The organism is Pontibacter litorisediminis, assembly GCF_029360645.1.
In the GTDB taxonomy this organism is placed as follows: Bacteria; Bacteroidota; Bacteroidia; order Cytophagales; family Hymenobacteraceae; genus Pontibacter; species Pontibacter litorisediminis.
In genome coordinates this window covers 35852-55226 of sequence record NZ_JARDUA010000005.1, presented here as the reverse complement: position 1 = coordinate 55226, position 19375 = coordinate 35852, and the positions used below count along the sequence as shown (strand labels likewise).

Genomic DNA, 19375 nt, shown 5'->3' with positions numbered 1-19375 from the left:
CCATGAAGTACCTGGAGCTATACCTGCGTAAAGTTTTCACCGTAGACCTGCGGGCGCTCGCCATGATGCGGATTTGGCTGGCTGGCATTGTACTGCTGGACCTGGCCATTAGGGCAAGCGTTATGGAGGCGCACTATTCCAACATGGGTGTGCTGCCGCTGCACGTGCTGCACCAGCACCTGTGGCTGCCGCAGTTCTTCTCGCTGCACGTTTTAAGCGGGCTGTGGCAGTTCCAGTTGCTGTTGTTTATACTTGCCGCCGGGTTTGCCTTCAGCCTTCTGCTGGGATACAAAACCCGGCTCTCCACAGCCGTTACCTGGCTGCTGCTGCTCTCGCTGCAGAACCGCAACCCCCTGATAGCACAGGGCGGCGACGACCTCCTGAGGATGCTTTTGTTCTGGGGCATTTTCCTGCCCTGGGGTAGGTTTTACTCTGCCGATGCCGTGCATGCCCGCCAGCAGGGTGTAGTGCCGCAGCAAACCAGCTATTTCAGTGCCGCCACTGTGGCCTATATTGTGCAGGTGGGGTTAGTTTACTTCTGCACCGCATTGCTCAAGGACTCGCCGGAGTGGCACACTGAAGGCACCGCCCTTTACTATGCGCTAAGCCTTGATCAGATCCTGATGCCACTAGGCCGCCTGATCTACCCCTACCCCGAGTTACTGCGCGTGCTAACCCTAGCAACCTGGTATACCGAGCTGTTACTGCCTTTCCTGCTGCTCATCCCATGGCACAACAGGTTCTTCCGCATGGTAGTGGTGGTAGTGCTGGTGGGGTTCCACATCGGCATCAGTCTAACTTTGTTTGTGGGGCTTTTCTACCTCATCAATATTGCCTCGGTGGCCGGCCTGCTGCCTGCTCCTGCCATGAACTGGCTCGACAAGCGGGTGCTGGGCTCTTTCCGGAGGCCAAGGATGGGACAGTTTAAGCAGGTCTTTAACCGATTGAGCAGCCCCGTAAGCCTGCAGGTAAACTGGCAGAAGCCACTCATCCCGAGGCACATGCTATCGCCGCTTCGCAATGGCTTTGTAACGGCGGTCCTCCTATACTGCGTTTGGTGGAACCTAAGCACCACGCACCTGCCCCTTCACAAGATACCTGACAGCAGCCGCTGGTTTGGCTACCTGCTGCGCCTGGACCAGCACTGGCGCATGTTCTCGCCCACGGTGTTCAAAGACGACGGCTGGTATGTGCTGGAAGGGTATACTGCCAACGGCATCAACATAGACCTGAATCAACAGGGAAAGGAGGTTAACTACAGTAAGCCGGCATCGGTGGTGTCGATGTTCAAGAACGACCGCTGGCGTAAGTACTCCGAGAATTACCTGTTCACCTACTATGCGTACATGCGGCCATACTACTGCAATTACCTGATGCGCCGCTGGAACGAGGCGCACCCGCAACAGCCTATTCAGCAACTGGAGGTTATTTACATGAAAGAACCATCGTTACCTGACTACCAGTTGGCGGTGCCTACGCGTGAGGTGCTCTGCAGTTGCGCCAATCAGGCTGAGTAAAGGCAGGGACATCGCTTTTGGGGCGCGTCCGTAAAAGGTACTTCACACAGATGTTAAACTAAGTATGAAAACTATGAAACGAACATATGCCTTTGTGCTTGCCGGCTCCTTGCTGGCTGTCACAGCCATTTCAGGCTGCAGCTCCGACACCACCACAGGTGTGGAGACTGACGCCAACACCACCGAGACAGACAACATGGAAAATGACAATATGATGCAGGATGACGGCATGATGGATACCTCCATGAACAATACCATGGGTGACACCACGAACATGGGTACTACCGGCGGAACAACAAGCGGCACCACGAGTGGCACGACCACAGGGGGCACCACCACTAGTGGAACCACCACTAGCGGAAACTAGAACCTGGTCCGGGACCTAAAGCACGAAAGGCAGATGCGTTACAGCATCTGCCTTTCGTGCTTTAGGTGGATTAAGGTTTATGTTGCTTCATCGGCCTCCTCATCGCCGCTGAGGGCATACCCTACGGCGGCGGCGACCAGCCCTCCTAACAGATAGTAGCCTATGGTCATGGCCTGGGTTTTAGGAGTACGGTTGCTCGGCTCCTCGCCTAGCCCCATTGGCCCCGGCAACAACACGCCGCCCACACCGGCCGCCGCACCAAGTATGGCGCCGCGCCACCAGGCGTCTTTGCCCGTGCCTGCCAGGCTGTAGTAAACAGAGTTAGACACAATGTCCCCTACCAAAGACCAGTTATGCAGCTCCTCCTTATCCCGGGGTGGCTCTTCGCCAGCCATATTCATTAGCTTGGAAATGGCACGCATGCCTAAGATATCCATGCGCGGGGCGTTAGGCACCACACGGCGCACTGTCTCGTGCAGCAGTGTTAAGGCACAGGCACCGGCCACGCCTCCTGCCACTGCTTTTATAGCGTTGTTCATAGTTTTATTCGATTAGGTTTGTGCAGCATCAGGCTGTTTAACAGGTATAGGGAGTTTTATGGCAGAAGGTTACATCTACTCCGCCACGCGCAGCACATCGGCCCACACGGCATCCTCTCCTTCCTTGCGTTCATCTGTCGGGCTGTCGAACACCACCAGCACGTGATGCGCATCCAGCACGGCCAGGCCCTCGGCCTTGTCTTTGCTGGTATTGGCGCCAATGCCGTGGGGCACCTCCCGTAGCCGCTCCAACTCCTTGCTGTGCACCATCTGCTCCTGCTCCCCTACTGCGTTAGGCCAGCGATAAATGGCGATCACGCCATCCAGGTCCATTGTGGGGCCGGCCAGCAGGTACAAATCTTTGCCAAAGAAACGGAGTTCGCGAATGCCTTTGCCGCGCAGGTTCAGGAAGTGCTTTTTGTAGCGCCTGCCGTTTTCCAGTTGCTTCAGGTGCAGTTCGCCTTCCTTGTCTTCCTCTGCCTCCACCTCCAGCACCATGGCCCAGCCACGCAGCACGGGCCCGCGCAGCCCTATAAAAATGCGCTTGCCGTGGATAGCCAGGCCCTCTACGTCAAAGCCATTATCCTTTCCGGGGATGTTCATGAAGGGGGCGATGTGCTCGTCGTGGGCCAGCAGCTCGGTAAGGATGCTGCTGTGGGTGGTGCCGTGCAGTTGCGCCGCCCGTAACGTGCGCTCCGGCAGGCCGGGGTCCTTCGCCTCGCGGTGCAACGTATAATCTCCTGTGCTTTCATCCAGAAGTATAGGGATGCGGGCCAGCAGGTAGCGGTTAGGATCGTTCTTCACCTGGGCCAGCCGTTTCATTTGCTTGGCAGTAGACTGATGGCGCTTAGGCTTGCTGCGCTTCAGGCTGTGCGACCCCATAATCCAGAGGTAATTGTCGGCAATGCCCATGCCCTCTATGTCAATCTCGCTCTTGCCTTTGGAAGGCAGCTCGATAAAATCCTCCAGGTTAAAAGACTTGTGCCGGGCGTAGGAGCCATCGGGCTGGCGGGTAAGGCGCTCTATGGTAGTGCGCTCATCGCAACTGACCCACAGGTTGTTGCCCGTACAGAGGGCCGCGGAGAGGCCATCGCGCACATGCTTGCCTTCCGGATTCAGGCTTAATTCAGGATCGAACTGTAGTATAACCTTCTCTTTCATTTTACGGTTTTAAGGAGTGTATACGGCACTTTTACGAGTGCCGCCCCTGTAGTAACGCACCCGCCCACGGGTTTTATACATATGTAAGACTATGCAATCATCAGAAAACAGGAATCTAGAGAAAGCCACCTTTGGCGCAGGATGCTTCTGGGGTGTGGAAGTTGCCTTCCGGAACACACCCGGCGTGGTAGACACGGAGGTGGGCTACATGGGTGGCCATGTAGCTAACCCTACCTACCAGGATGTCTGCTCCGACCGCACCGGCCACGCCGAGGTGGTGCAGGTAACCTTCGACCCGCTGCAGGTAAGTTACGACCAACTGCTGCAGGTGTTCTGGCAGGCGCACGACCCCACGCAGTTTCACCGGCAGGGGCCGGATGTGGGCTCTCAGTACCGCTCGGCGGTTTTTTTCCACAACAACGAGCAGCGCCTGATGGCCGAAACCACTAAGGAGAACTGGCAGCAGTCACCGGAGTTTAGCGGGCGCCAGATCATGACTGAGATCGTGCCTGCAGACACCTTTTATCCTGCCGAGGAGTACCACCAGCAGTACCTGTTGAAGCGGGGTGAAGCCAGCTGCCGCACCAGTTAGCAATTTGCCGTATGGGCATAAAAAAGCCGGACCATCCAGGTCCGGCTTTTCTCTTGCAGGCATTTGCCTTAACTTATTTTACTCGGGCGTTCGTGCTTGATGAGCCTGAGCTGCTGGCAGTCATGTTGCTTTTGGAGCTGCCTGAGGTGTTATGCTGCTTGGCGTTCACATTGTGCATGGCATCTTTGGCCGAAGAGGCCGCAGAGCTGATTTGGCCCTTGATCTTGTTTTTGTTCTTCTGGCTCATGGCCATCCAGCCAGCCCCTAACGCCAGCACGGCTCCGCCTACCATGGCTTTCTGTTTGGTAGTAAGGTTATTAAACTTGGTGGCGGCAGTGCTGCCAAACTGGCTTAGCTTATCCTGTATATCCTTCATGCCGCCTTTACCGGTAGTTGCCTGCTGGTTGCTGCGGCCCTGCATGTTCTGGCTGCTGTTACCGCTCTTAGAGGAGCTGCCCTGGCTTTGGTTTGCGCTACCCTGCATGTTGCTCGAGGTGTTGCTTGATGTTGTGTTACTGGTATTGGCCTTAGACTGGCTCTGGTTCTGCGAAGTTGGGTTATTATTCTTGTTCGTTTCCATTTTCTTTATGCGTCTATTTATAAATGATACAATTTTACATGAGCCGATTTAGCTACAGAACTCGCAGCTAAACCTGGGCTCGTAACTATATTTATCGTTAATCGCAGAGCTTAGTTACGTTTACAGGCATATTTTTAACGCAATGCAGCGCTATCTTTAAATTTGGCGCCTCCTGTTCAATGTAAAACTCCTTACACGAACAAGTACAAAAACACGCTGCCTCTTAACAGCTATTGCCCCGCATGCAGCTGCCTCAGTTGCACCAGGTGTTCCTGGGTTCTCTCCCATTCCTTCAGAGCATCCCGGTCGCCGCCATCCGGGCTTTCTGCCTTATCGAAATACTGCAGCAGGTGCTGCTGCAGTTGCCGGTCGGCTTGCCTGAACTCTGCCTTGGCGAGCTTTTCCAACAGCTCGGCATACGTTTCATCGGTGAGGGAATAGGAGCCGGGGCGGGTAGGCTCACCTGTGTCGAGCTGCAGGTTCTGTAGCCTGGCGGATTGCTGCCCCAACTGCTGCACCATCGCGCCATACTTGTCTACGGTAACGTTAAAGCTCTTGAAGTATAGCTCCTCAGCCTCAGGCGTGGGCGGCACAAAGGCCAGCGGGCGCAAGGGGCCAACCTTCGGCAAAACCTTGATGACCCAGGCCACGGCGCGGGCAAAGAAGTGCGGCCGCTCATACTCCTGCCCCCACTGTGCATGAAAGCTGGCCCGGCTCATACGGTACATGAACTGTTTCCTCGTCACCCCCGGCTGCGCCTCCTGTATCTCGCTCTTCTTAGCCTGCCAGGCCGCTTTCGTCAGTTCCGGGAACAGCCCCCTGATGGTGTAGCGGTAGCTGCCAATGGCGAGCTTTAAGCTGGTGAACACCTTGTTTAGCTCCAGCCCGTATGTCTCCAGAAAGGCTTTCTCCAGCAGCTCCTGCGATACCTCAAACCCGATAAACTCCTGGTACGCCTCAGGGGCATAGTTACCCCGCGCCACCTGCAGCACGTCAAAGCCAAACTCTGTCTTGATATGCGAGATGGCGTCATCGGCATAAGTTACCGTATCGCCAAGCTCCTGCCGCACCTTGGGGTATACCAGCGGCACAGCCCTGTTGGTACCTATGGGGTGCCCGTAAATGTCGGCGTTGAAGTGAGCCATGGCACCCAGCGCAAAGCCTAATTCCTCGATGTTGCCGGCATGGCGCACGAGGCTTTCCACAAAATCGCCGCTGCGTACGTAGTGAGTAAGGTCGGTAAAGAAGGTATTGCCGAAAGGGTAGTACCCCATGTCCTGCACAATAGACCCGCCGTAGGCATGGGCATGCGCTTTTCGTAGCTCCGCTTCTGTGGCGTGGGGGTAGCGCTTCAGCAACAGGGGTTTCAGGCTGGGTTCCCAGCAAGCGTCTATCACCGCCTGGTGCGTCAGTACGCCATAGGCCTGCACAGGCTTTACCGGCAGCAGCGTGAGCGCCAGCAGGGTGAGGCACAGCGCTCCTCTATATAGATTATGCTTCATACTTGTGACGTTACGTAATTGGAGGCCAAACGTGCTGTCTACAGGCGGTGCAGGTTGTTGTAGCGCTTCCTGCGGTAATCCAGCACCTCCACCAGGCTGATACCCACTAGCAGCCATAGGATGCCGAGCAGGAAGCCCGCCAGCACGTCTGAGAGATAATGCACCCCCAGGTACATTCTGCTGAAGCCCACCAGGGCAATAAGGATGGCGCCTAGGACCAACAGCAGGTACCGCAGCCATTTCCGCTCTTGGTGGCGGTAGAGAAAGTACACCAGCATGCCCACCAGCACCATGGCCGTGGTGGCATGCCCGCTCGGGAAGGAAAAATGCTCAACCGCATAGTAGGCCATGTCCTGCGAGGGGCGGCTGCGGGAGATGATCGTCTTGCCATACCTGACCGAGAGCCCCAGCCCGCCCATGGCCAGCCAAAAGGCAAGGATGTACAGCCATTTTCTGCGCAGCAGCAGGTACGCTGTAACCACGCCGCCCAGCCCGAACACGGCCTGCTGATCTCCGAGCCAGGTAACCGTGTAGAGGAACTGGCTAAGCCCGTCGGTGCGGATGCCGTAAAGCAGGGTGTTGATTTTCTTATCCACCTGCACCACCCACTCGGCTTCCATCACGCTTTCGGTCAGGTTCGAGAGCAGCATCATGTTCACTAGGCAAGCCAGCACCACCAGCGTCAGCGGTAGGCCAACAAAGTAACTAGTATCAAAACGGTTGGCCACAAAGGAGGTAAGCCTCGGGTAGCGCTGCCGCAGGCGCACCACCACCGGCTGGTGTAGCACCCAACTGGTGGCTGCTCGGACTTTGTCTGTCAGGATGTATTTTTTCATGATATGTCGCTGAAAGAATATACGGAGACGCTATCCTTTGTTACAGGTTTTTGAAACATTGGCAGGCCACAGGCACCCGTTTACCCCAAAAGCCTGTTCTTTCACAACAATCCCTGCCTAAATAAAGTACATATTTACATGAAGCTGCCAGATAACATATTCGACAAAATCATGCTTGCCATTGGCGTGTTACTGCTCGTAATGTTCTGGATGCAGTTTCCGGCCATGCCCACTGCCGATGAGCACCACTACGCCTCCTATACTTCGGCTAGCCCCGACATAACCCATACCTCTAAATGGACCTACCTGAAGCCTGATAAGGCGCTTTCGCCGCGACAGGTGATCAGCATACAGCTCCATGCCCTACAGCAGAACGACCCCGCCGATAGCGGCGTAATCACGCTGTTCAATTTCTCCTCACCCTCCAACAGGGCTTACTTGGGACCGCTCCGGCACTTCCGCCTGATGGTCCGCGAGCCTGCATATCGTCCAATCCTAAACTTTAAAAGTTACAAAACAGGACAACTGGTAGTATCCGGTAAACATGCGTACCAGCTGGTGGTGATCGAAACCGCAGACGGGCAGCAGGAAGCCTTTATGTTCATCCTGACCAAGCAGCGCAAAGGCACTTACAAAGACTGCTGGATGACTGAGGGAATTGCACGCATGGAAGAAACCCGCTTCACCAGCCAGCTGTAGCTAGCCTCACAGAGCCTCTCTGGCCTCTCCTCCAGCTTAATAAGCCATACTTGGTGTAGCTTAAATGCGCTTTTTTGCCTTATCTTGGGGCTTTAAACCACAGCCCATGATGCCGACACCCGCTAACCGCCTGCCCATAATAGACCTGCACTGCGACTTACTGGTATACCTGACCGATGTGCCCAACTCCGACATGAACCACATAAAGGAAATAGGATGCGCGGCACCTGCCTTGGTGGAGGGCAACGTGCGGCTGCAGGTAATGGCCATTTACTCGGCCACCGGCCCCGGAAGCACCCGCTACGCGGCGTTGCAGCGCGACATGTTCCGCCAGCTGGCCGATGCCGAAAACTGCCTGACAGCCATAACCGATGTGCCACAGCTGCAGCAGGCTATGCAACGGCAAGGAAGCACCGGCATGGTGGCTTCCATAGAGAACGCTGCCGGTTTCTGCGAGGAGGATGAACCGCTGGAGGAAGGGTTCAAACGCCTGGAGAAGATGATTGAAGTATGCGGACGCATCCTCTACATCAGCTTTACCCACCATACCGCTAACCGCTTCGGCGGCGGCAACTTCTCCGCTCCCACCCATGGCATTACCACCGATGGCCGCATGCTGCTCGACTACCTGCATGGCCGCCGCATTGCCGTAGACCTCTCCCACACCAGCGATGCCCTGGCCTTCGATATCCTGAACCACATCGATACTGAGCGACTGGACATCCCCGTTATTGCCAGCCACTCCAACTTTCGGCCGGTATGGCCGCACGAACGTAACCTGCCTGATGAGCTGACGCAGGAGATTATCCGCCGCAAAGGCCTGATCGGCATGAACTTCCTGCGCAAGTTCCTGAACACCGAGGACCCGGAGGCGCTGCTGCAACACATTGCGTACGGCTTTAACCAAGGTGCGGAAGACGCCATTTGTTTTGGGGCCGATTACTTCTATTTTGCTGACGAGCAGGACCAGAGCCGCTACCCGTTTTACTACCCGGAGCATGCGCAGGCCAACAGCAGCTATGCCTATGTGCTGGGGCGACTGCAGGAGCAGTTTACGAAGGAGCAGCTCCAGAAGCTGGCCTACGGAAATGCGCAGCGGTTTATAGAACGCATCTGGCGTTAAAGCACCTGCGGGCTTCCTTGTTTAGGCCACCTCATGGGCCCATGGCAGGCTACTACGTATAAACCCCGAAAGTCTGGTTTTATACTTATTTTTTTCTATATTTATTGAAGCTTATATATCATAGTGGGCAGGTTGGTGGTGAAGCTGGCTTACTATTACAGCACCTTCACTAAATAATTTCTTTGCCTGTGGTTTGTGGGCTTAGCTGTGTTGCTGGCGCGGCCTATAGTACGCGAAGTGGATACCATGGACGTAAATGCATAGCTGCCAACATGTTATACATGTTTAGCAAATCCAGGAGCTGGGCAAGCCGGAATGAGGCTACCTCTTTGGGACAGTGACTTTTACCACCTGCGCTGGCACAATGGCGGACAGTCCGTTGAAATTTGTATATATATTATTTGCCATGTGGGGCAAAACTCCGTATACCCTGTAATAGTACCTATACTGTGCCGCAACCATAACCTTAAAGCCTAACGCCATGGATGCTCAGGAATATTCGCCACGTTATGTTCAAATCAACGAACTATACATCGACACGGTGGTGATAGATGATACGGAATTTATCACGCTCTGGTGCTTTACGGTGCTCGACGATGAGTATAAATTTGTGTACCTAGGTTGCGACTTCAGTCAGTTTAACCAGATCCTGATTGCTGCCGGCGACAAAGGCAAGGAGATAGCCCTGCACATGGCCGAGCTGCTCGACAAGCCTTACGACTCTCCCACCCTTATCCCCATAAAAGAAAAGTTTGACGAGTACCTGGAGCTAACCGGCCACGATATTATTGTGTATGAGCCGCTGGCCGTAGAGGACGATCTGGAGGCGCTGGACGAGAACGACGAAGACCTGCCCCTGGAAGAGCTTTTCGGCGGCAAGCAGAACAAAACGCGCCAGAAGTACCTCATTTACCAGCTAGACAAGCTGTACCCTTCCAAACTGTTTGAGCCGGAGAGGCAGTCGTCCGAGGATTTAAAGGAGTGCTTTGAGGATGACTCCCTGGAGTTGGCCCAGTTATACTACGATTACCTGAACGCGGTGGAAAACGGCTACTCTGAGTGCGAGGCACGACAGGTAGCGGGGCTGGAGCGTGAGCTTTTCTTCCGGATGGCACACAAAGCCTCTGAGCTCTGGAAGTAAAACGCCATACTTTACTTTTCTGGCACTGCAGCCACTGAGTCTGCGGCTGCCATCAGGTGTATCTCCTCGCGCAGGTGCGCGCGCATGTCCATCAACCACTCACGGGTCTCTTTGTCATCTGCTTTCAGCAGCGCTTCCTCATACCTGTCCAGCTGGGCGTTGTGGGTGCTCATCACAAAGTCCCTAAAGCGCGTGTCCAGCTCCTCCCCCTGCAATAACTTAAATTCCGATACCAGTCCCATGTCGGCACCGCCCAGGCTGTCGGGCAGCTGTATGTGCTCGTGCCGCTGTGCCAGCTGCTGCAGTCGCTTCAGCGCCTGCCGGTGAAAGGCTAGGGCATCGGCAGCTATACTTCTGGTGTGCGCTGCGGCGCCCTGCTCGGCGGCCACGCTGGCTACCGCCACCTGCAGCATGTTGCTGCTGGCGGCGTAGTCCCAGAAAGCGGGCTCGTGTTGCAGGGTCTTCTTTCGGGGGACTTCCTGGGCTGTGGACTCTTCGGAAGCGGGCCCCTCGCAGGACAAGGCTATTAGAAAAATGGCGGCAAGGGCAAAGGTGATGATCTTATCTAAAAACATGTGGTGTCTGGTAGCATATTCTCGGTTGTTATACCCTATACTACACACGCTACCCCTTTGGTTTAACGGATGTTAAGATTCATCATAAAGTATAAATCTGGCTATATCAATTACCAGTGAGGCATCAGAACGTATAACTTTTCCGCACCACCGTCAGGTTGCTGTCTCGGCCCAACTCGGGGATGATGTGCGCCGGGCGCGGTTCTGAGACCAGCTCCTGTGGCAGGCCAATGCTCTGGTCGAGGAGATGCAGCGTAAGGCCTGCCCCGGGGCGGAGGCGTACCTCCAGGACTGTTGCCTTACTTGCGGGCAGGCCATGGAAACGGGTAAAGTAAACGCCCCCCGCTGTTGTCTTTATCGGCTGCAGCGGCAGCTCCTCCCCCGCCAGCTTTATACTTCGTATCGCCCCGGCATCTTCTGGCTGCAGCGCCAGCTCCAGATGGGCAGCCCCACGCGGCGAGCTCAGGTGCAGGCGAAGCATACGCTCACCGCCACGTACAGAGTCCTGCAACACCTTAGCCACCGGAGCAGGTAGCGCCACCTCCTCCGCCTCATTTTTCAGGTATTGGATGGAAGCATGCGGATACATCTCCTTTAGGGGCGCTGTGGTAGGGCTGCTAAAGAACTGCTGGTTCCATTCATCAAGGGTATGGAACCGGGAGGCCCACCAGGCCTGGCCGGTGTCGGCGTTCAGGTAATAGCTGACGTGGCTCGGCAGCGGCTTCTCAGCAGAAGGTCTCTCCCCGGCAATGGCCAGCACCAGGAGCCCCACCCCGCTCAACAGGAGCAGCAGCGAGAGCAACGGTATACTTTTCAGGCGCAGGGCACGCGCTATAAACACCAGCAACGGCAGCAGCAAGCCGGCTATAAGTAGCACCAGCAACACCAGTGCATAAGGCAACTGCAGCGAGAAAGCCGTAAAAACAGCCTGCGCAATGGGCAGCACCAGGAATATGGCCGGCAAAGCGGCAAGCAGCAGCACCAGCGCGAACTTCGGCTTCAGCGCATAGTGCCCTTGCCAGCCCATCAGCAGCAGCGCCAGCGCCCCCCCAAGCCCGAAGAGCAGCGGAAACAGGAAGAGGTAAGCCCCATTGGGCGCCACCAGGTACACAGCCGCCAAAAGTATGAATTGCAGCAAAAACACGCCCAGCAGCAGCGAGGCCACTCGCATCCAGCGCAGCGCCAGCCTGCATAGCAGCAAAAAAAGCCCCAATGCCAGCAACACATACGCCGCAAAAAACAGATTCGCGCCAAACAGCCCGTTTTGCCTGCGCGGCAGCGGCAGCTGTGCCAGCACCAACTCGTTCAAGGGGTAAAAGAGGGCCGTGATTAATACCAGCAACAGCAGGTACACCACCACGCCCATCACAATACCACGCCCCTTCGCGGCCCCCTGCTGCAGCGCCACCCGCACCGTCACAAACAACAGCAGCGTAGCCAGGGCCATCCAAAGCAGGTTTAGGTTGGCCTTGTAGTTTACCACCCAGCTGCCGATCGCGTTGAAGAACACCCGATCCGGCGATTTTGTCTGCTCCAGCGAAGTATGGCCGAAGTGGCGGGTAAGGGCCAGCAGGTTGCTGCCGTGGTGCTGCAGGCTGCGCCGGCTCAGGTTCTCCGGTGAGTCGGTGATGCGGTGGTAGTTCACAAAGCCGTCTATGAAGGCAGCATTCAGGCCACTGTAGCCGGCAGCCTGCAGCACCGTAAAGTCGGTATCGTTAGGCATGCGGCTGTAGATTTCGTAGGCAAGCGAGCTGAAGAAAGGGTATGACGCGGCCTGGGCGTACTGCCTGGCTACCCAGCCGTTCTGCGGGCTCATCTCAAAAGTCATGCTCGGGCCACTGTTGCCGCGGGCCTCCAGGTTCAGCACCAGCGCCACCTCTTTTGCCCAGGGGTGCCTCAGAAAAGCACTGGCCCCATACAGCCCGTACTCTTCACCGTCAGTAAGCAGCACCAGCACATCGTGCTGCAGTGGCTCGCCCTGCTTCAGGGCACGGATAGTCTCTAGGATGGCGGCTACCCCGGCGGCATCATCGCCGGCACCCCGGGCGTTAGGCTGCGAGTCGTAATGGGCCATCAGCAGTATAGCTTTGCCGCTTTGGCCGGTGCCCTGCAGCCGCCCCAGCAGGTTATAGACATGGCCCACAGTTGTGCCCTCGTTGCCAGCCACCGTCGCCTCCTGCACCTGTGGCTCCAGCCCCAACTCCTGCAGTTGCCGCTGCAGGTAGTTCCTTACCGCGGCGTGGGCTTGGGTGCCCATGGCATGTGGCTCCTGCGCTACCTGCCGCACATGCACCATGGCCCGCTCCGCCGAAAACTCCGTGGCCGGCGCCGTGGCAGGCAGCGGGGCAGGCGGCATCAGCAGCCACAGGCTCAGCAGGGAGAGCCCTAGGAGCGCAAGCAGCAGCAGGAGGGCAAAGGCAGTAGGGCGTTGGCGCATGGCAGGAGCAGCATAGTATAAAGCTAATATACTTAAAATCTGCAGACAAGATCACCTTACGTTGCCCTTCTTTTACTCACGGCGGGGTTAAAAAACAACCGGCACCACCTGTAGCAGGGGTGCCGGTGCTGTGGTTATACTTCTCCGGGACGGTTATTTTGCCACTCCCTCCTCCTTTGGCTCCAGTACTTCGTTCTGGCGCAGGTGTACCGGCGTGGTTTTCTTGCGCAGGCGCAGGTTCAGCATCTCTACCATCAGCGAGAAGAACATGGCAAAGTAGATGTAGCCTTTCGGAATGTGCTGGTGCAGCGCCTCCACTACCAGCATGAAGCCGATGAGGAGCAGGAAGGACAGGGCCAGCATTTTCACCGTCGGGTGCTTGTTCACAAAGTCGCTTACGTACTTGGCGAAGATCAGCATAATACCCATGGCCAGGATCACGGCAATGATCATGATGATTACCTCCTGCGCCAGGCCTACGGCTGTGAGTATGGAGTCGAAGGAGAACACGATGTCGATAAGGATGATCTGGATGAGCACCTGGCCCAGCGTGGCATATGCCTTGCCTGCGGCATGGGTTTCCTCCTCGCCCTCCAGCTTGTTGTGGATCTCGGTAACCGACTTGGCCAGCAGGAACAAGCCACCGCCAAAAAGGATGATGTCGCGCCAGGAGACGGCAAACGCCTCCTCGGTAAACGGCAGGTTGATCGAGAAGATCGGGTCGGAGGCGCTCACGATCCAGGAGATAAACAAGAGCAGGATCACGCGGAACACCAACGCCAGCATCAGGCCAATATTGCGGCCCTTTGCCTGCTGCTCCTTCGGCAGGCGGCTCACGATAATGGAGATGAAAACAATGTTATCGATACCCAGCACCACCTCCATAAAGGTCAGCGTCAGCAAGCTTATCCAGGTATCCGGATTGGCGAATATTTCCATAGTTTAGTTTATTGTTTATTGACGATTGCTGATCTTTCTGTTCGCCTAAAACAGCATGCAAGCTTTTTATTGCGAACAAGCTTACTTCCTGCACACGTATGCTCATCTACTGATACTGATTAGAGGGTAGCACCTATCGCTTGGACTCCCAACAATCAACAACTTACGATCAACAATCCGGGTTTTAGCTTTTCATGTTCACGAACTGCAGCGGCATGCCTATTTCCTCGGAGTTGCTGCGCAACAGGGCGATTACCCCTTGCAGGTCGTCTATCTTCTTGGCGGTAACGCGTATGGTCTCATCCATCAGGGCTGCCGACACTTTCAGCTTGCTGTCTTTGATGATCTTCATGATCTTCTTAGAGGTGTCTTTCTCTATGCCAGCCTTCACCTTGATGTCTTTTTTCAGCATGGCGCCCGATTGGTAAGCCTCCTTAGAGAAATCGAGGGCGGTGGCATCAAGCCCCTGCTTCACCATCTTGCTGATGAGCACGTCTTCGGTGTGCTGCACCCGCATATCGTTTTCCATGGTTATGTTGACGATGTTGCTTTTCTTGTCGTACTCTATGCTCCCTTTGGTGTCGCGGAAGTCGTAGCGGTTCAGGATCTCTTTGCGGGCCACGTTCACGGCGTTATCCATGGTTTGCGGGTCTACCTTGCTTACAATGTCGAAAGATGCCATAGTTTTATACTTATGCTTTAAGAATGGATTTACTTAATTAACCCAACAAAGTTATTTCTTAATTGCTAATTGTTACCTGGTATTTGCTGTTTGTTGAGCCAGCCGATCCGTGAGGAGCTGCAAGCCTGAATGGCTGCACGGCTAAATTGTTGTTTGTTGAGGCAGGAATTGTTAAACTGGTTTCTAATACCTTTTAAAGCCGCAGCTATTGGTTAAAGTATAAGAAGTTTACAGGTGATACCAACCGGTCTGGAACAATCAACCACTAACAATCAGCAATGAAAATAATAGAACCCGCCACGCCCGAACAGTTTGAACAGTATTACCGCCTGCGCTACCAGACGCTGCGCCAGCCTTGGGGGCAGCCGGAGGGCAGTGAGCGTGCCGCCGATGATGCCACCGCCATACATGCCCTGCTGCTAAGCGAGGCCGGAGAGGCTGTTGGCGTTTGCCGCCTGCACCTGGCCACGCCGCAGGAGGGGCAGCTGCGCTTTATGGGCATCCGCAGCGACCAGCAGGGCAAGCGCCTTGGCGACCAGCTGCTGCAGTACATGGAGCAGCGCGCCCGCACCCTGGGGGCAGCGCGCATGACGCTGCAGGCGCGCGAAAATGCCGTAAACTTTTACCGCCGCAACGGGTATGAAGTAGTAGAAAAAACACACCTGCTGTTCGGCTCCATACAGCACTACCTGATGGCCAAGCAGCTGTAACCTGCTACTATGAAAAAAGAAACGAAACTACTGCTAACCGCAGGCGCGGTGCTGGCCGGCGTGGCCATACTTAGCAACCGGGGCCGCAAACATGCCCCGCTCAAAACCGTGCCTCACCTGGACCTGCACCGCTACATGGGCCGCTGGTATGAGATTGCCCGCCTGCCGCAGCGCTATGAGAAAGCCTGCCACTGCGTGTACGCTGAATACAGCCTGAACCCGGAGGGCTATGTGGAGGTGAAGAACGCCTGCCGCAAAGGCGGCCCGAACGGCAAGCTTAGCATGGCCGAGGGCAAAGGCTTTCCGGTAGAGGGCAGCAACCACAGCAAGCTGCGCGTGCAGTTCTTCTGGCCGTTCCGGGGCGACTATTGGGTACTGGAGCTGGACCCTGACTATGCCTACGCCCTGGTGGGTGCTCCGGACCGGGAGAGCCTCTGGATCCTCTCCCGCACCCCCACCCTGGACCAGGACGTACTGGAGCGCCTCGTGCAGCTGGCCGACCAGAAAGGGTTTCCGGTGGAGAAGCTGCTAATGACCGACCAAAGCTGCTTTACGCAGGTTTAAGCCTATAAATTTATACTTAAAGAACAGGAGCCAGGGCAAACAAACCCTGGCTCCTGTTTTTTTTTTGCAATGTACAATCAATTATAAAGTATAATTTCTTGAACAGGCACTATACTTTCATCTGGAATTACTTATATTGTTAAAGCTTAATATCCAGAGCACTTAAACAAGAACCTCCTATGGCTTTTACCTTCAGAAACATTTGGCTTGCCATCAACAGCGTCCTTACGACAATCAACTCCGTTCTGCTTGCCGTTATTTTAGGAGGTTCCTTGTACAATCACAAGAAAAAGAAACATATCAAGATCCCGCTCATAGCCAACATCATCCTGTTGCTGGTGCTCGGTATAGCAGCAGGCGCTTACATCTATCAGTTTTTTATAACCAGGTAAAGGAACTAGACATGAGAAAAGGCACCACACAGGCCGCGCTTGTCCCATTCTTTATCACCTACCTTACCGTGAAACTTGTGCATTTCCTGGCAGGGTTCAAGTATGATTTGTTAGAGGAAGGCATACTTCACCTCAAGTTCGCAGTTGACCTGGCCACGTGGGGTGTAGTGTATGCGGCCATTTATTTTCTGTTCTCGAAACTGGTTAAGCCGGTTGGTTAAGAATGAGACGCTGTACTCCACATATAGGGCCAATAACCGGAACAGCTCCTTATACACTATAGTAAGGTTTAATATAAAGTATTAGTTAGTAATAAAACCTGTTTAATAGTCTTGCTAAAAATAGGTTAAGTATAAGAATGGTTGTCAGATCTAAATACTAAGGCGAATGAATAGTATACTTAATATCAGAGCTACATTGCTTGTTAGCTTATTTATTTTGATGTCGATAACAGCCCAAAGCCAAGATATTAGATTTATAATCCTGGAATATAGCACAGCGGTTAAACCTGTGAATGCTTCTGTAAAAGTTACCATCAAACCCAACACAAACAATACCTACAATCTGAAAGTGGAGTCGGTATCTCTTCAGCAGGTAGATCCTGCTAAATCCATCGACAAAGAAATTACTATAACAGAAAGGCAGTTTAACTATATTGTAAATGCTATACAGGGAATTAAACAAACAGAAATTATAGGTGGTCCGCATCCTTCTCTTTTAGATGGGGAAGCTTGTTCTATCTCCTATGGCTCATTGGGCACAGCTGTATCCTTTCATGTTAATACACCCAAATATGATTCTGATAAAAGAAAACTCAATGGTTTCTTGAGAGCTTATGAGCTTATTCTTAGAACAGCGGAGTTAGATCCAAATAAAATACTTGGTTAAGCAGACACTGAAAAAGAAAAACTAAACCTAACAAAACCTAAACCCCAGCCTACGGCCGATGGCCTATGCCGTCGTTTAGCAGAGACGTTAGGCAACATTAAAATAAATAAAAGATTCAGTGGAAACTCAGATAATTGACAGAATAGAAACAAACAGAGCGGAAAAATCAAATAAGATGTTTCTCTTTTTGGGTTTAGCCGCTTTAGTCCTGTTAGTTTTAAAGATATATTTCAATCCTAATAAATTTGGGACAACAGGTTTTTGGCTGGACTTGCTAGTAATGGCTTTCCCGATTTATCTAATGTATAAAGGCTATAAAACTACTAAAGGTAGAGGTGGCCAATTTATCGAATGGCAAGAGAACCAGATTAGTTATAAGTTGAGAGAAGACAGCACTGAACAATCCATCCCGACAGAATTAATTGAAAATATCACAATTGGCTTAGAGGAGGTGCGACTAAAAACGACAGGCGGCGAAAAAGTTCTCAATATTGCTGACTTTACCGATTATGAAATGATAAAGAGGATAAAGGGCAATTTTGACAAAATGAAAAATAACGTTGCCTATACTAGACGTTAAAAGCCATGAAAACAACAACCCATCACCTACTGCTGCTTGGAGTTATACTTCTCCTGGCCTCCGGCTTCATCCAAAAAACGCCAACACAAGACAGCTACCTTATCTTCGGGCGTTTTTACAAGGACTGCGTGGGCGGCGAGTGCATGAAACTGTACAAGCTCGAAAACAACAGCCTTTATGAGTTTCTGGAGGACAGCACCAACTACCCTTCCTTTAACCAGTTCCACACTGGTGATTTCCGAAAACTGAGTCAGGAGAAGTATAATAGAATAAGCACGCTTGCAGCCAGCATCCCACAAGAACTGCTGGAGATAAAAAGCGGCTTTGTGGGCAAAACAGACCATAACTGGAGCGGCTACTACATAGAGTACGCTAAAGGAGGCGAGAGGAAATTTTGGATTTTCGATGAAGCGCGAAGAGATGTCCCCCCAGCCTACCTGCCGCTACTGAACGAGATCGAGAAGTCTCTCAATGAGGTAAAGCAGTAACCTAAACTATCATCCCAAACTTGATCCGGCCTTACACCCCGACCGACAAAGAGCAGCTTCTAGCTTTGCTGCGGCTCAACACGCCAACCTACTTCGCCGAGGCCGAAGAAAATGATTTCGCGGAGTACCTGGACAAGTATAGAGAAGACTATTTTGTAGTGGAGGAAAAGGGCGAGATAATAGGCGCAGGTGGCATCAACTATTTTCCGAAGGAGGGGCTGGCGCGTATTTCCTGGGACATGATTCACCCGGCGCACCAGGGCAAAGGCATCGGCAAACAGCTCTTGCAGCACAGGCTCCGTGTTATCATGGGCAAATCAGGTATACACCTGGTCATCGTCCGGACGACGCAGCTGGTGTACGCATTTTACCAGAAACAGGGATTTGTGCTGGAGAAGACAGAAAAGGATTTCTGGGCCACGGGTTTTGATCTGTACCAGCTGCGCCTGCCTCTTCCCGGGCACGAAGTATAAATAAAGTCACATCCCCTAAAAGTTACACCCTAACCAACCTACACATGAAAAAACTTATACTCTCCCTGAGCGCCGCAGCAGTGCTTACGGCCTGCGCCACCCAAAAGCTGGCCACCAGTGGCAACCAGGCTACCGGCGACACCCGCACCACAGCCGTGGAGTACCTAAACGACAGAACCTATAAGCTAACCCGGCAGTCGGACGACAACAGTTATGGCTATGAGCAGAAGAATGCCATAAAGGTAGGTGGTGCGCGCGACCAAAGCGGTCCAATGAACGAGAGGCGCTACCTGAATGCGCTGCTAGGGCCCAATGGCGAGGAAGTAGGGTACTACCGCGAAGGCAGTTGCTGTACCTTTAAAACCCCAAACGGTTTGATGGGCGATGCCGGCCTGCTGGACCTGTACAGGGTATACTGGGATGGCGGCACCGACACGCTAAGCCTTTACCTGAACATGTACGACGAGGGCGACCTGCTGATTCCGGTGGGTTTTACGGCCAGAGAGCAGTAGGCAAAACGATGTAAACTAAACCGGCGCGGCCCCCAAAGTAAGAACTTATACTTTGGGGGCCGCGCCGGTTTAATCGTC

At 53.8% G+C, this 19375-nt stretch carries 24 protein-coding genes; 15 read left to right on the top strand and 9 right to left on the bottom strand.

Annotated elements, in window-relative coordinates; all coding sequences use genetic code 11:
- The first annotated feature begins 2 nt into the window (after nucleotides 1–2).
- Together PXG97_RS15830 and PXG97_RS15825 are read left to right on the top strand one after the other, a co-directional pair.
- Nucleotides 3–1517, top strand: coding sequence for an HTTM domain-containing protein (locus PXG97_RS15830; RefSeq protein ID WP_276498759.1), 1515 nt, complete (start codon nucleotides 3–5; stop codon nucleotides 1515–1517).
- Nucleotides 1518–1590: 73 nt separating this feature from the next.
- The gene (locus PXG97_RS15825; protein ID WP_276498758.1) at nucleotides 1591–1884 is read left to right on the top strand and encodes a hypothetical protein; all 294 of its coding nucleotides are present in this window, start codon (nucleotides 1591–1593) and stop codon (nucleotides 1882–1884) included.
- Nucleotides 1885–1961: 77 nt separating this feature from the next.
- On the opposite strand, the gene PXG97_RS15820 is transcribed toward PXG97_RS15825, so the two are convergent.
- The gene (locus tag PXG97_RS15820) at nucleotides 1962–2423 is read right to left on the bottom strand and encodes a hypothetical protein (protein ID WP_276498757.1); all 462 of its coding nucleotides are present in this window, start codon (nucleotides 2421–2423) and stop codon (nucleotides 1962–1964) included.
- A 75-nt stretch (nucleotides 2424–2498) separates the two neighbouring features.
- Nucleotides 2499–3584, bottom strand: a complete 1086-nt coding sequence (locus tag PXG97_RS15815) for a DUF3616 domain-containing protein (RefSeq protein WP_276498756.1) — start codon at nucleotides 3582–3584, stop codon at nucleotides 2499–2501.
- A gap of 91 nt (nucleotides 3585–3675) precedes the next feature.
- Here PXG97_RS15815 and msrA point away from each other — a divergent pair, with 91 nt between their 5' ends.
- Entirely contained in the window at nucleotides 3676–4176 is a 501-nt protein-coding gene (msrA, locus tag PXG97_RS15810; protein ID WP_276498755.1) for a peptide-methionine (S)-S-oxide reductase MsrA, read from the top strand.
- Nucleotides 4177–4249: 73 nt separating this feature from the next.
- Here msrA and PXG97_RS15805 read toward each other — a convergent pair whose 3' ends face one another.
- The 3 genes from PXG97_RS15805 to PXG97_RS15795 form a co-directional block, all read right to left on the bottom strand.
- The gene (locus PXG97_RS15805) at nucleotides 4250–4756 is read right to left on the bottom strand and encodes a hypothetical protein (protein WP_276498754.1); all 507 of its coding nucleotides are present in this window, start codon (nucleotides 4754–4756) and stop codon (nucleotides 4250–4252) included.
- A gap of 230 nt (nucleotides 4757–4986) precedes the next feature.
- Nucleotides 4987–6258: a zinc dependent phospholipase C family protein gene (locus PXG97_RS15800; protein ID WP_276498753.1), complete on the bottom strand. Its 1272-nt coding sequence runs from the start codon at nucleotides 6256–6258 to the stop codon at nucleotides 4987–4989.
- A 38-nt stretch (nucleotides 6259–6296) separates the two neighbouring features.
- Nucleotides 6297–7094 (bottom strand): phosphatase PAP2 family protein, encoded by a 798-nt coding sequence (locus tag PXG97_RS15795; protein WP_276498752.1) that lies wholly within the window; start codon nucleotides 7092–7094, stop codon nucleotides 6297–6299.
- Between the two features lie 138 nt (nucleotides 7095–7232).
- On the opposite strand from PXG97_RS15795, the gene PXG97_RS15790 reads away from it, so the two are divergent.
- From PXG97_RS15790 to PXG97_RS15780, 3 genes are all read left to right on the top strand, one after another.
- Complete coding sequence (locus PXG97_RS15790) at nucleotides 7233–7793, top strand: DUF4864 domain-containing protein (RefSeq protein WP_276498751.1); 561 nt, start codon at nucleotides 7233–7235, stop codon at nucleotides 7791–7793.
- A 106-nt stretch (nucleotides 7794–7899) separates the two neighbouring features.
- Complete coding sequence (locus tag PXG97_RS15785; protein ID WP_338088608.1) at nucleotides 7900–8916, top strand: dipeptidase; 1017 nt, start codon at nucleotides 7900–7902, stop codon at nucleotides 8914–8916.
- 481 nt (nucleotides 8917–9397) lie between these two features.
- Complete coding sequence (locus PXG97_RS15780; protein WP_276498750.1) at nucleotides 9398–10057, top strand: hypothetical protein; 660 nt, start codon at nucleotides 9398–9400, stop codon at nucleotides 10055–10057.
- An 11-nt stretch (nucleotides 10058–10068) separates the two neighbouring features.
- Here the strand turns inward: PXG97_RS15780 and PXG97_RS15775 are convergent, their stop codons facing one another.
- The 4 genes from PXG97_RS15775 to PXG97_RS15760 all read right to left on the bottom strand — a co-directional run bounded on the left by PXG97_RS15775 (nucleotide 10069) and on the right by PXG97_RS15760 (nucleotide 14690).
- The gene (locus PXG97_RS15775) at nucleotides 10069–10632 is read right to left on the bottom strand and encodes a DUF4142 domain-containing protein (protein WP_276498749.1); all 564 of its coding nucleotides are present in this window, start codon (nucleotides 10630–10632) and stop codon (nucleotides 10069–10071) included.
- Nucleotides 10633–10756: 124 nt separating this feature from the next.
- Nucleotides 10757–13069 carry a M20/M25/M40 family metallo-hydrolase gene (locus PXG97_RS15770; protein ID WP_276498748.1) on the bottom strand — a complete coding sequence of 771 codons (2313 nt, stop codon included), beginning with the start codon at nucleotides 13067–13069 and terminating at the stop codon, nucleotides 10757–10759.
- 153 nt (nucleotides 13070–13222) lie between these two features.
- Nucleotides 13223–14008, bottom strand: coding sequence for a TerC family protein (locus tag PXG97_RS15765; RefSeq protein ID WP_276498747.1), 786 nt, complete (start codon nucleotides 14006–14008; stop codon nucleotides 13223–13225).
- A 184-nt stretch (nucleotides 14009–14192) separates the two neighbouring features.
- On the bottom strand, nucleotides 14193–14690 hold the full coding sequence (locus tag PXG97_RS15760; RefSeq protein ID WP_276498746.1) for a YajQ family cyclic di-GMP-binding protein: 498 nt from the start codon (nucleotides 14688–14690) through the stop codon (nucleotides 14193–14195).
- A gap of 278 nt (nucleotides 14691–14968) precedes the next feature.
- Here PXG97_RS15760 and PXG97_RS15755 point away from each other — a divergent pair, with 278 nt between their 5' ends.
- The 9 genes from PXG97_RS15755 to PXG97_RS15715 all read left to right on the top strand — a co-directional run bounded on the left by PXG97_RS15755 (nucleotide 14969) and on the right by PXG97_RS15715 (nucleotide 19297).
- The gene (locus tag PXG97_RS15755) at nucleotides 14969–15400 is read left to right on the top strand and encodes a GNAT family N-acetyltransferase (RefSeq protein WP_276498744.1); all 432 of its coding nucleotides are present in this window, start codon (nucleotides 14969–14971) and stop codon (nucleotides 15398–15400) included.
- Between the two features lie 9 nt (nucleotides 15401–15409).
- A complete protein-coding gene (locus PXG97_RS15750) occupies nucleotides 15410–15964 on the top strand; it encodes a lipocalin family protein (protein WP_276498743.1) in 555 nt (184 codons plus the stop codon).
- 179 nt (nucleotides 15965–16143) lie between these two features.
- Complete coding sequence (locus PXG97_RS15745; protein WP_276498742.1) at nucleotides 16144–16356, top strand: hypothetical protein; 213 nt, start codon at nucleotides 16144–16146, stop codon at nucleotides 16354–16356.
- Between the two features lie 11 nt (nucleotides 16357–16367).
- Nucleotides 16368–16577 carry a hypothetical protein gene (locus PXG97_RS15740; protein ID WP_276498741.1) on the top strand — a complete coding sequence of 70 codons (210 nt, stop codon included), beginning with the start codon at nucleotides 16368–16370 and terminating at the stop codon, nucleotides 16575–16577.
- A gap of 166 nt (nucleotides 16578–16743) precedes the next feature.
- Entirely contained in the window at nucleotides 16744–17244 is a 501-nt protein-coding gene (locus PXG97_RS15735; protein WP_276498740.1) for a hypothetical protein, read from the top strand.
- Nucleotides 17245–17362: 118 nt separating this feature from the next.
- Nucleotides 17363–17824: a hypothetical protein gene (locus PXG97_RS15730; RefSeq protein ID WP_276498739.1), complete on the top strand. Its 462-nt coding sequence runs from the start codon at nucleotides 17363–17365 to the stop codon at nucleotides 17822–17824.
- 5 nt (nucleotides 17825–17829) lie between these two features.
- Nucleotides 17830–18312: a hypothetical protein gene (locus PXG97_RS15725; RefSeq protein ID WP_276498738.1), complete on the top strand. Its 483-nt coding sequence runs from the start codon at nucleotides 17830–17832 to the stop codon at nucleotides 18310–18312.
- 20 nt (nucleotides 18313–18332) lie between these two features.
- A complete protein-coding gene (locus tag PXG97_RS15720) occupies nucleotides 18333–18785 on the top strand; it encodes a GNAT family N-acetyltransferase (RefSeq protein WP_276498737.1) in 453 nt (150 codons plus the stop codon).
- A gap of 44 nt (nucleotides 18786–18829) precedes the next feature.
- Nucleotides 18830–19297, top strand: coding sequence for a hypothetical protein (locus tag PXG97_RS15715; RefSeq protein ID WP_276498736.1), 468 nt, complete (start codon nucleotides 18830–18832; stop codon nucleotides 19295–19297).
- Nucleotides 19298–19375 lie beyond the last annotated feature (78 nt).

Excerpts from the sequence above, each read along its gene's own strand:
- PXG97_RS15830 (WP_276498759.1), top strand. The coding sequence starts at position 3 with ATGAAGTACCTGGAGCTATACCTGCGTAAAGTTTTCACCGTAGACCTG.
- PXG97_RS15825 (WP_276498758.1), top strand. The coding sequence starts at position 1,591 with ATGAAACGAACATATGCCTTTGTGCTTGCCGGCTCCTTGCTGGCTGTC.
- PXG97_RS15820 (WP_276498757.1), bottom strand. The coding sequence starts at position 2,423 with ATGAACAACGCTATAAAAGCAGTGGCAGGAGGCGTGGCCGGTGCCTGT.
- PXG97_RS15815 (WP_276498756.1), bottom strand. The coding sequence starts at position 3,584 with ATGAAAGAGAAGGTTATACTACAGTTCGATCCTGAATTAAGCCTGAAT.
- msrA (WP_276498755.1), top strand. The coding sequence starts at position 3,676 with ATGCAATCATCAGAAAACAGGAATCTAGAGAAAGCCACCTTTGGCGCA.
- PXG97_RS15805 (WP_276498754.1), bottom strand. The coding sequence starts at position 4,756 with ATGGAAACGAACAAGAATAATAACCCAACTTCGCAGAACCAGAGCCAG.
- PXG97_RS15800 (WP_276498753.1), bottom strand. The coding sequence starts at position 6,258 with ATGAAGCATAATCTATATAGAGGAGCGCTGTGCCTCACCCTGCTGGCG.
- PXG97_RS15795 (WP_276498752.1), bottom strand. The coding sequence starts at position 7,094 with ATGAAAAAATACATCCTGACAGACAAAGTCCGAGCAGCCACCAGTTGG.
- PXG97_RS15790 (WP_276498751.1), top strand. The coding sequence starts at position 7,233 with ATGAAGCTGCCAGATAACATATTCGACAAAATCATGCTTGCCATTGGC.
- PXG97_RS15785 (WP_338088608.1), top strand. The coding sequence starts at position 7,900 with ATGATGCCGACACCCGCTAACCGCCTGCCCATAATAGACCTGCACTGC.
- PXG97_RS15780 (WP_276498750.1), top strand. The coding sequence starts at position 9,398 with ATGGATGCTCAGGAATATTCGCCACGTTATGTTCAAATCAACGAACTA.
- PXG97_RS15775 (WP_276498749.1), bottom strand. The coding sequence starts at position 10,632 with ATGTTTTTAGATAAGATCATCACCTTTGCCCTTGCCGCCATTTTTCTA.
- PXG97_RS15770 (WP_276498748.1), bottom strand. The coding sequence starts at position 13,069 with ATGCGCCAACGCCCTACTGCCTTTGCCCTCCTGCTGCTGCTTGCGCTC.
- PXG97_RS15765 (WP_276498747.1), bottom strand. The coding sequence starts at position 14,008 with ATGGAAATATTCGCCAATCCGGATACCTGGATAAGCTTGCTGACGCTG.
- PXG97_RS15760 (WP_276498746.1), bottom strand. The coding sequence starts at position 14,690 with ATGGCATCTTTCGACATTGTAAGCAAGGTAGACCCGCAAACCATGGAT.
- PXG97_RS15755 (WP_276498744.1), top strand. The coding sequence starts at position 14,969 with ATGAAAATAATAGAACCCGCCACGCCCGAACAGTTTGAACAGTATTAC.
- PXG97_RS15750 (WP_276498743.1), top strand. The coding sequence starts at position 15,410 with ATGAAAAAAGAAACGAAACTACTGCTAACCGCAGGCGCGGTGCTGGCC.
- PXG97_RS15745 (WP_276498742.1), top strand. The coding sequence starts at position 16,144 with ATGGCTTTTACCTTCAGAAACATTTGGCTTGCCATCAACAGCGTCCTT.
- PXG97_RS15740 (WP_276498741.1), top strand. The coding sequence starts at position 16,368 with ATGAGAAAAGGCACCACACAGGCCGCGCTTGTCCCATTCTTTATCACC.
- PXG97_RS15735 (WP_276498740.1), top strand. The coding sequence starts at position 16,744 with ATGAATAGTATACTTAATATCAGAGCTACATTGCTTGTTAGCTTATTT.
- PXG97_RS15725 (WP_276498738.1), top strand. The coding sequence starts at position 17,830 with ATGAAAACAACAACCCATCACCTACTGCTGCTTGGAGTTATACTTCTC.
- PXG97_RS15715 (WP_276498736.1), top strand. The coding sequence starts at position 18,830 with ATGAAAAAACTTATACTCTCCCTGAGCGCCGCAGCAGTGCTTACGGCC.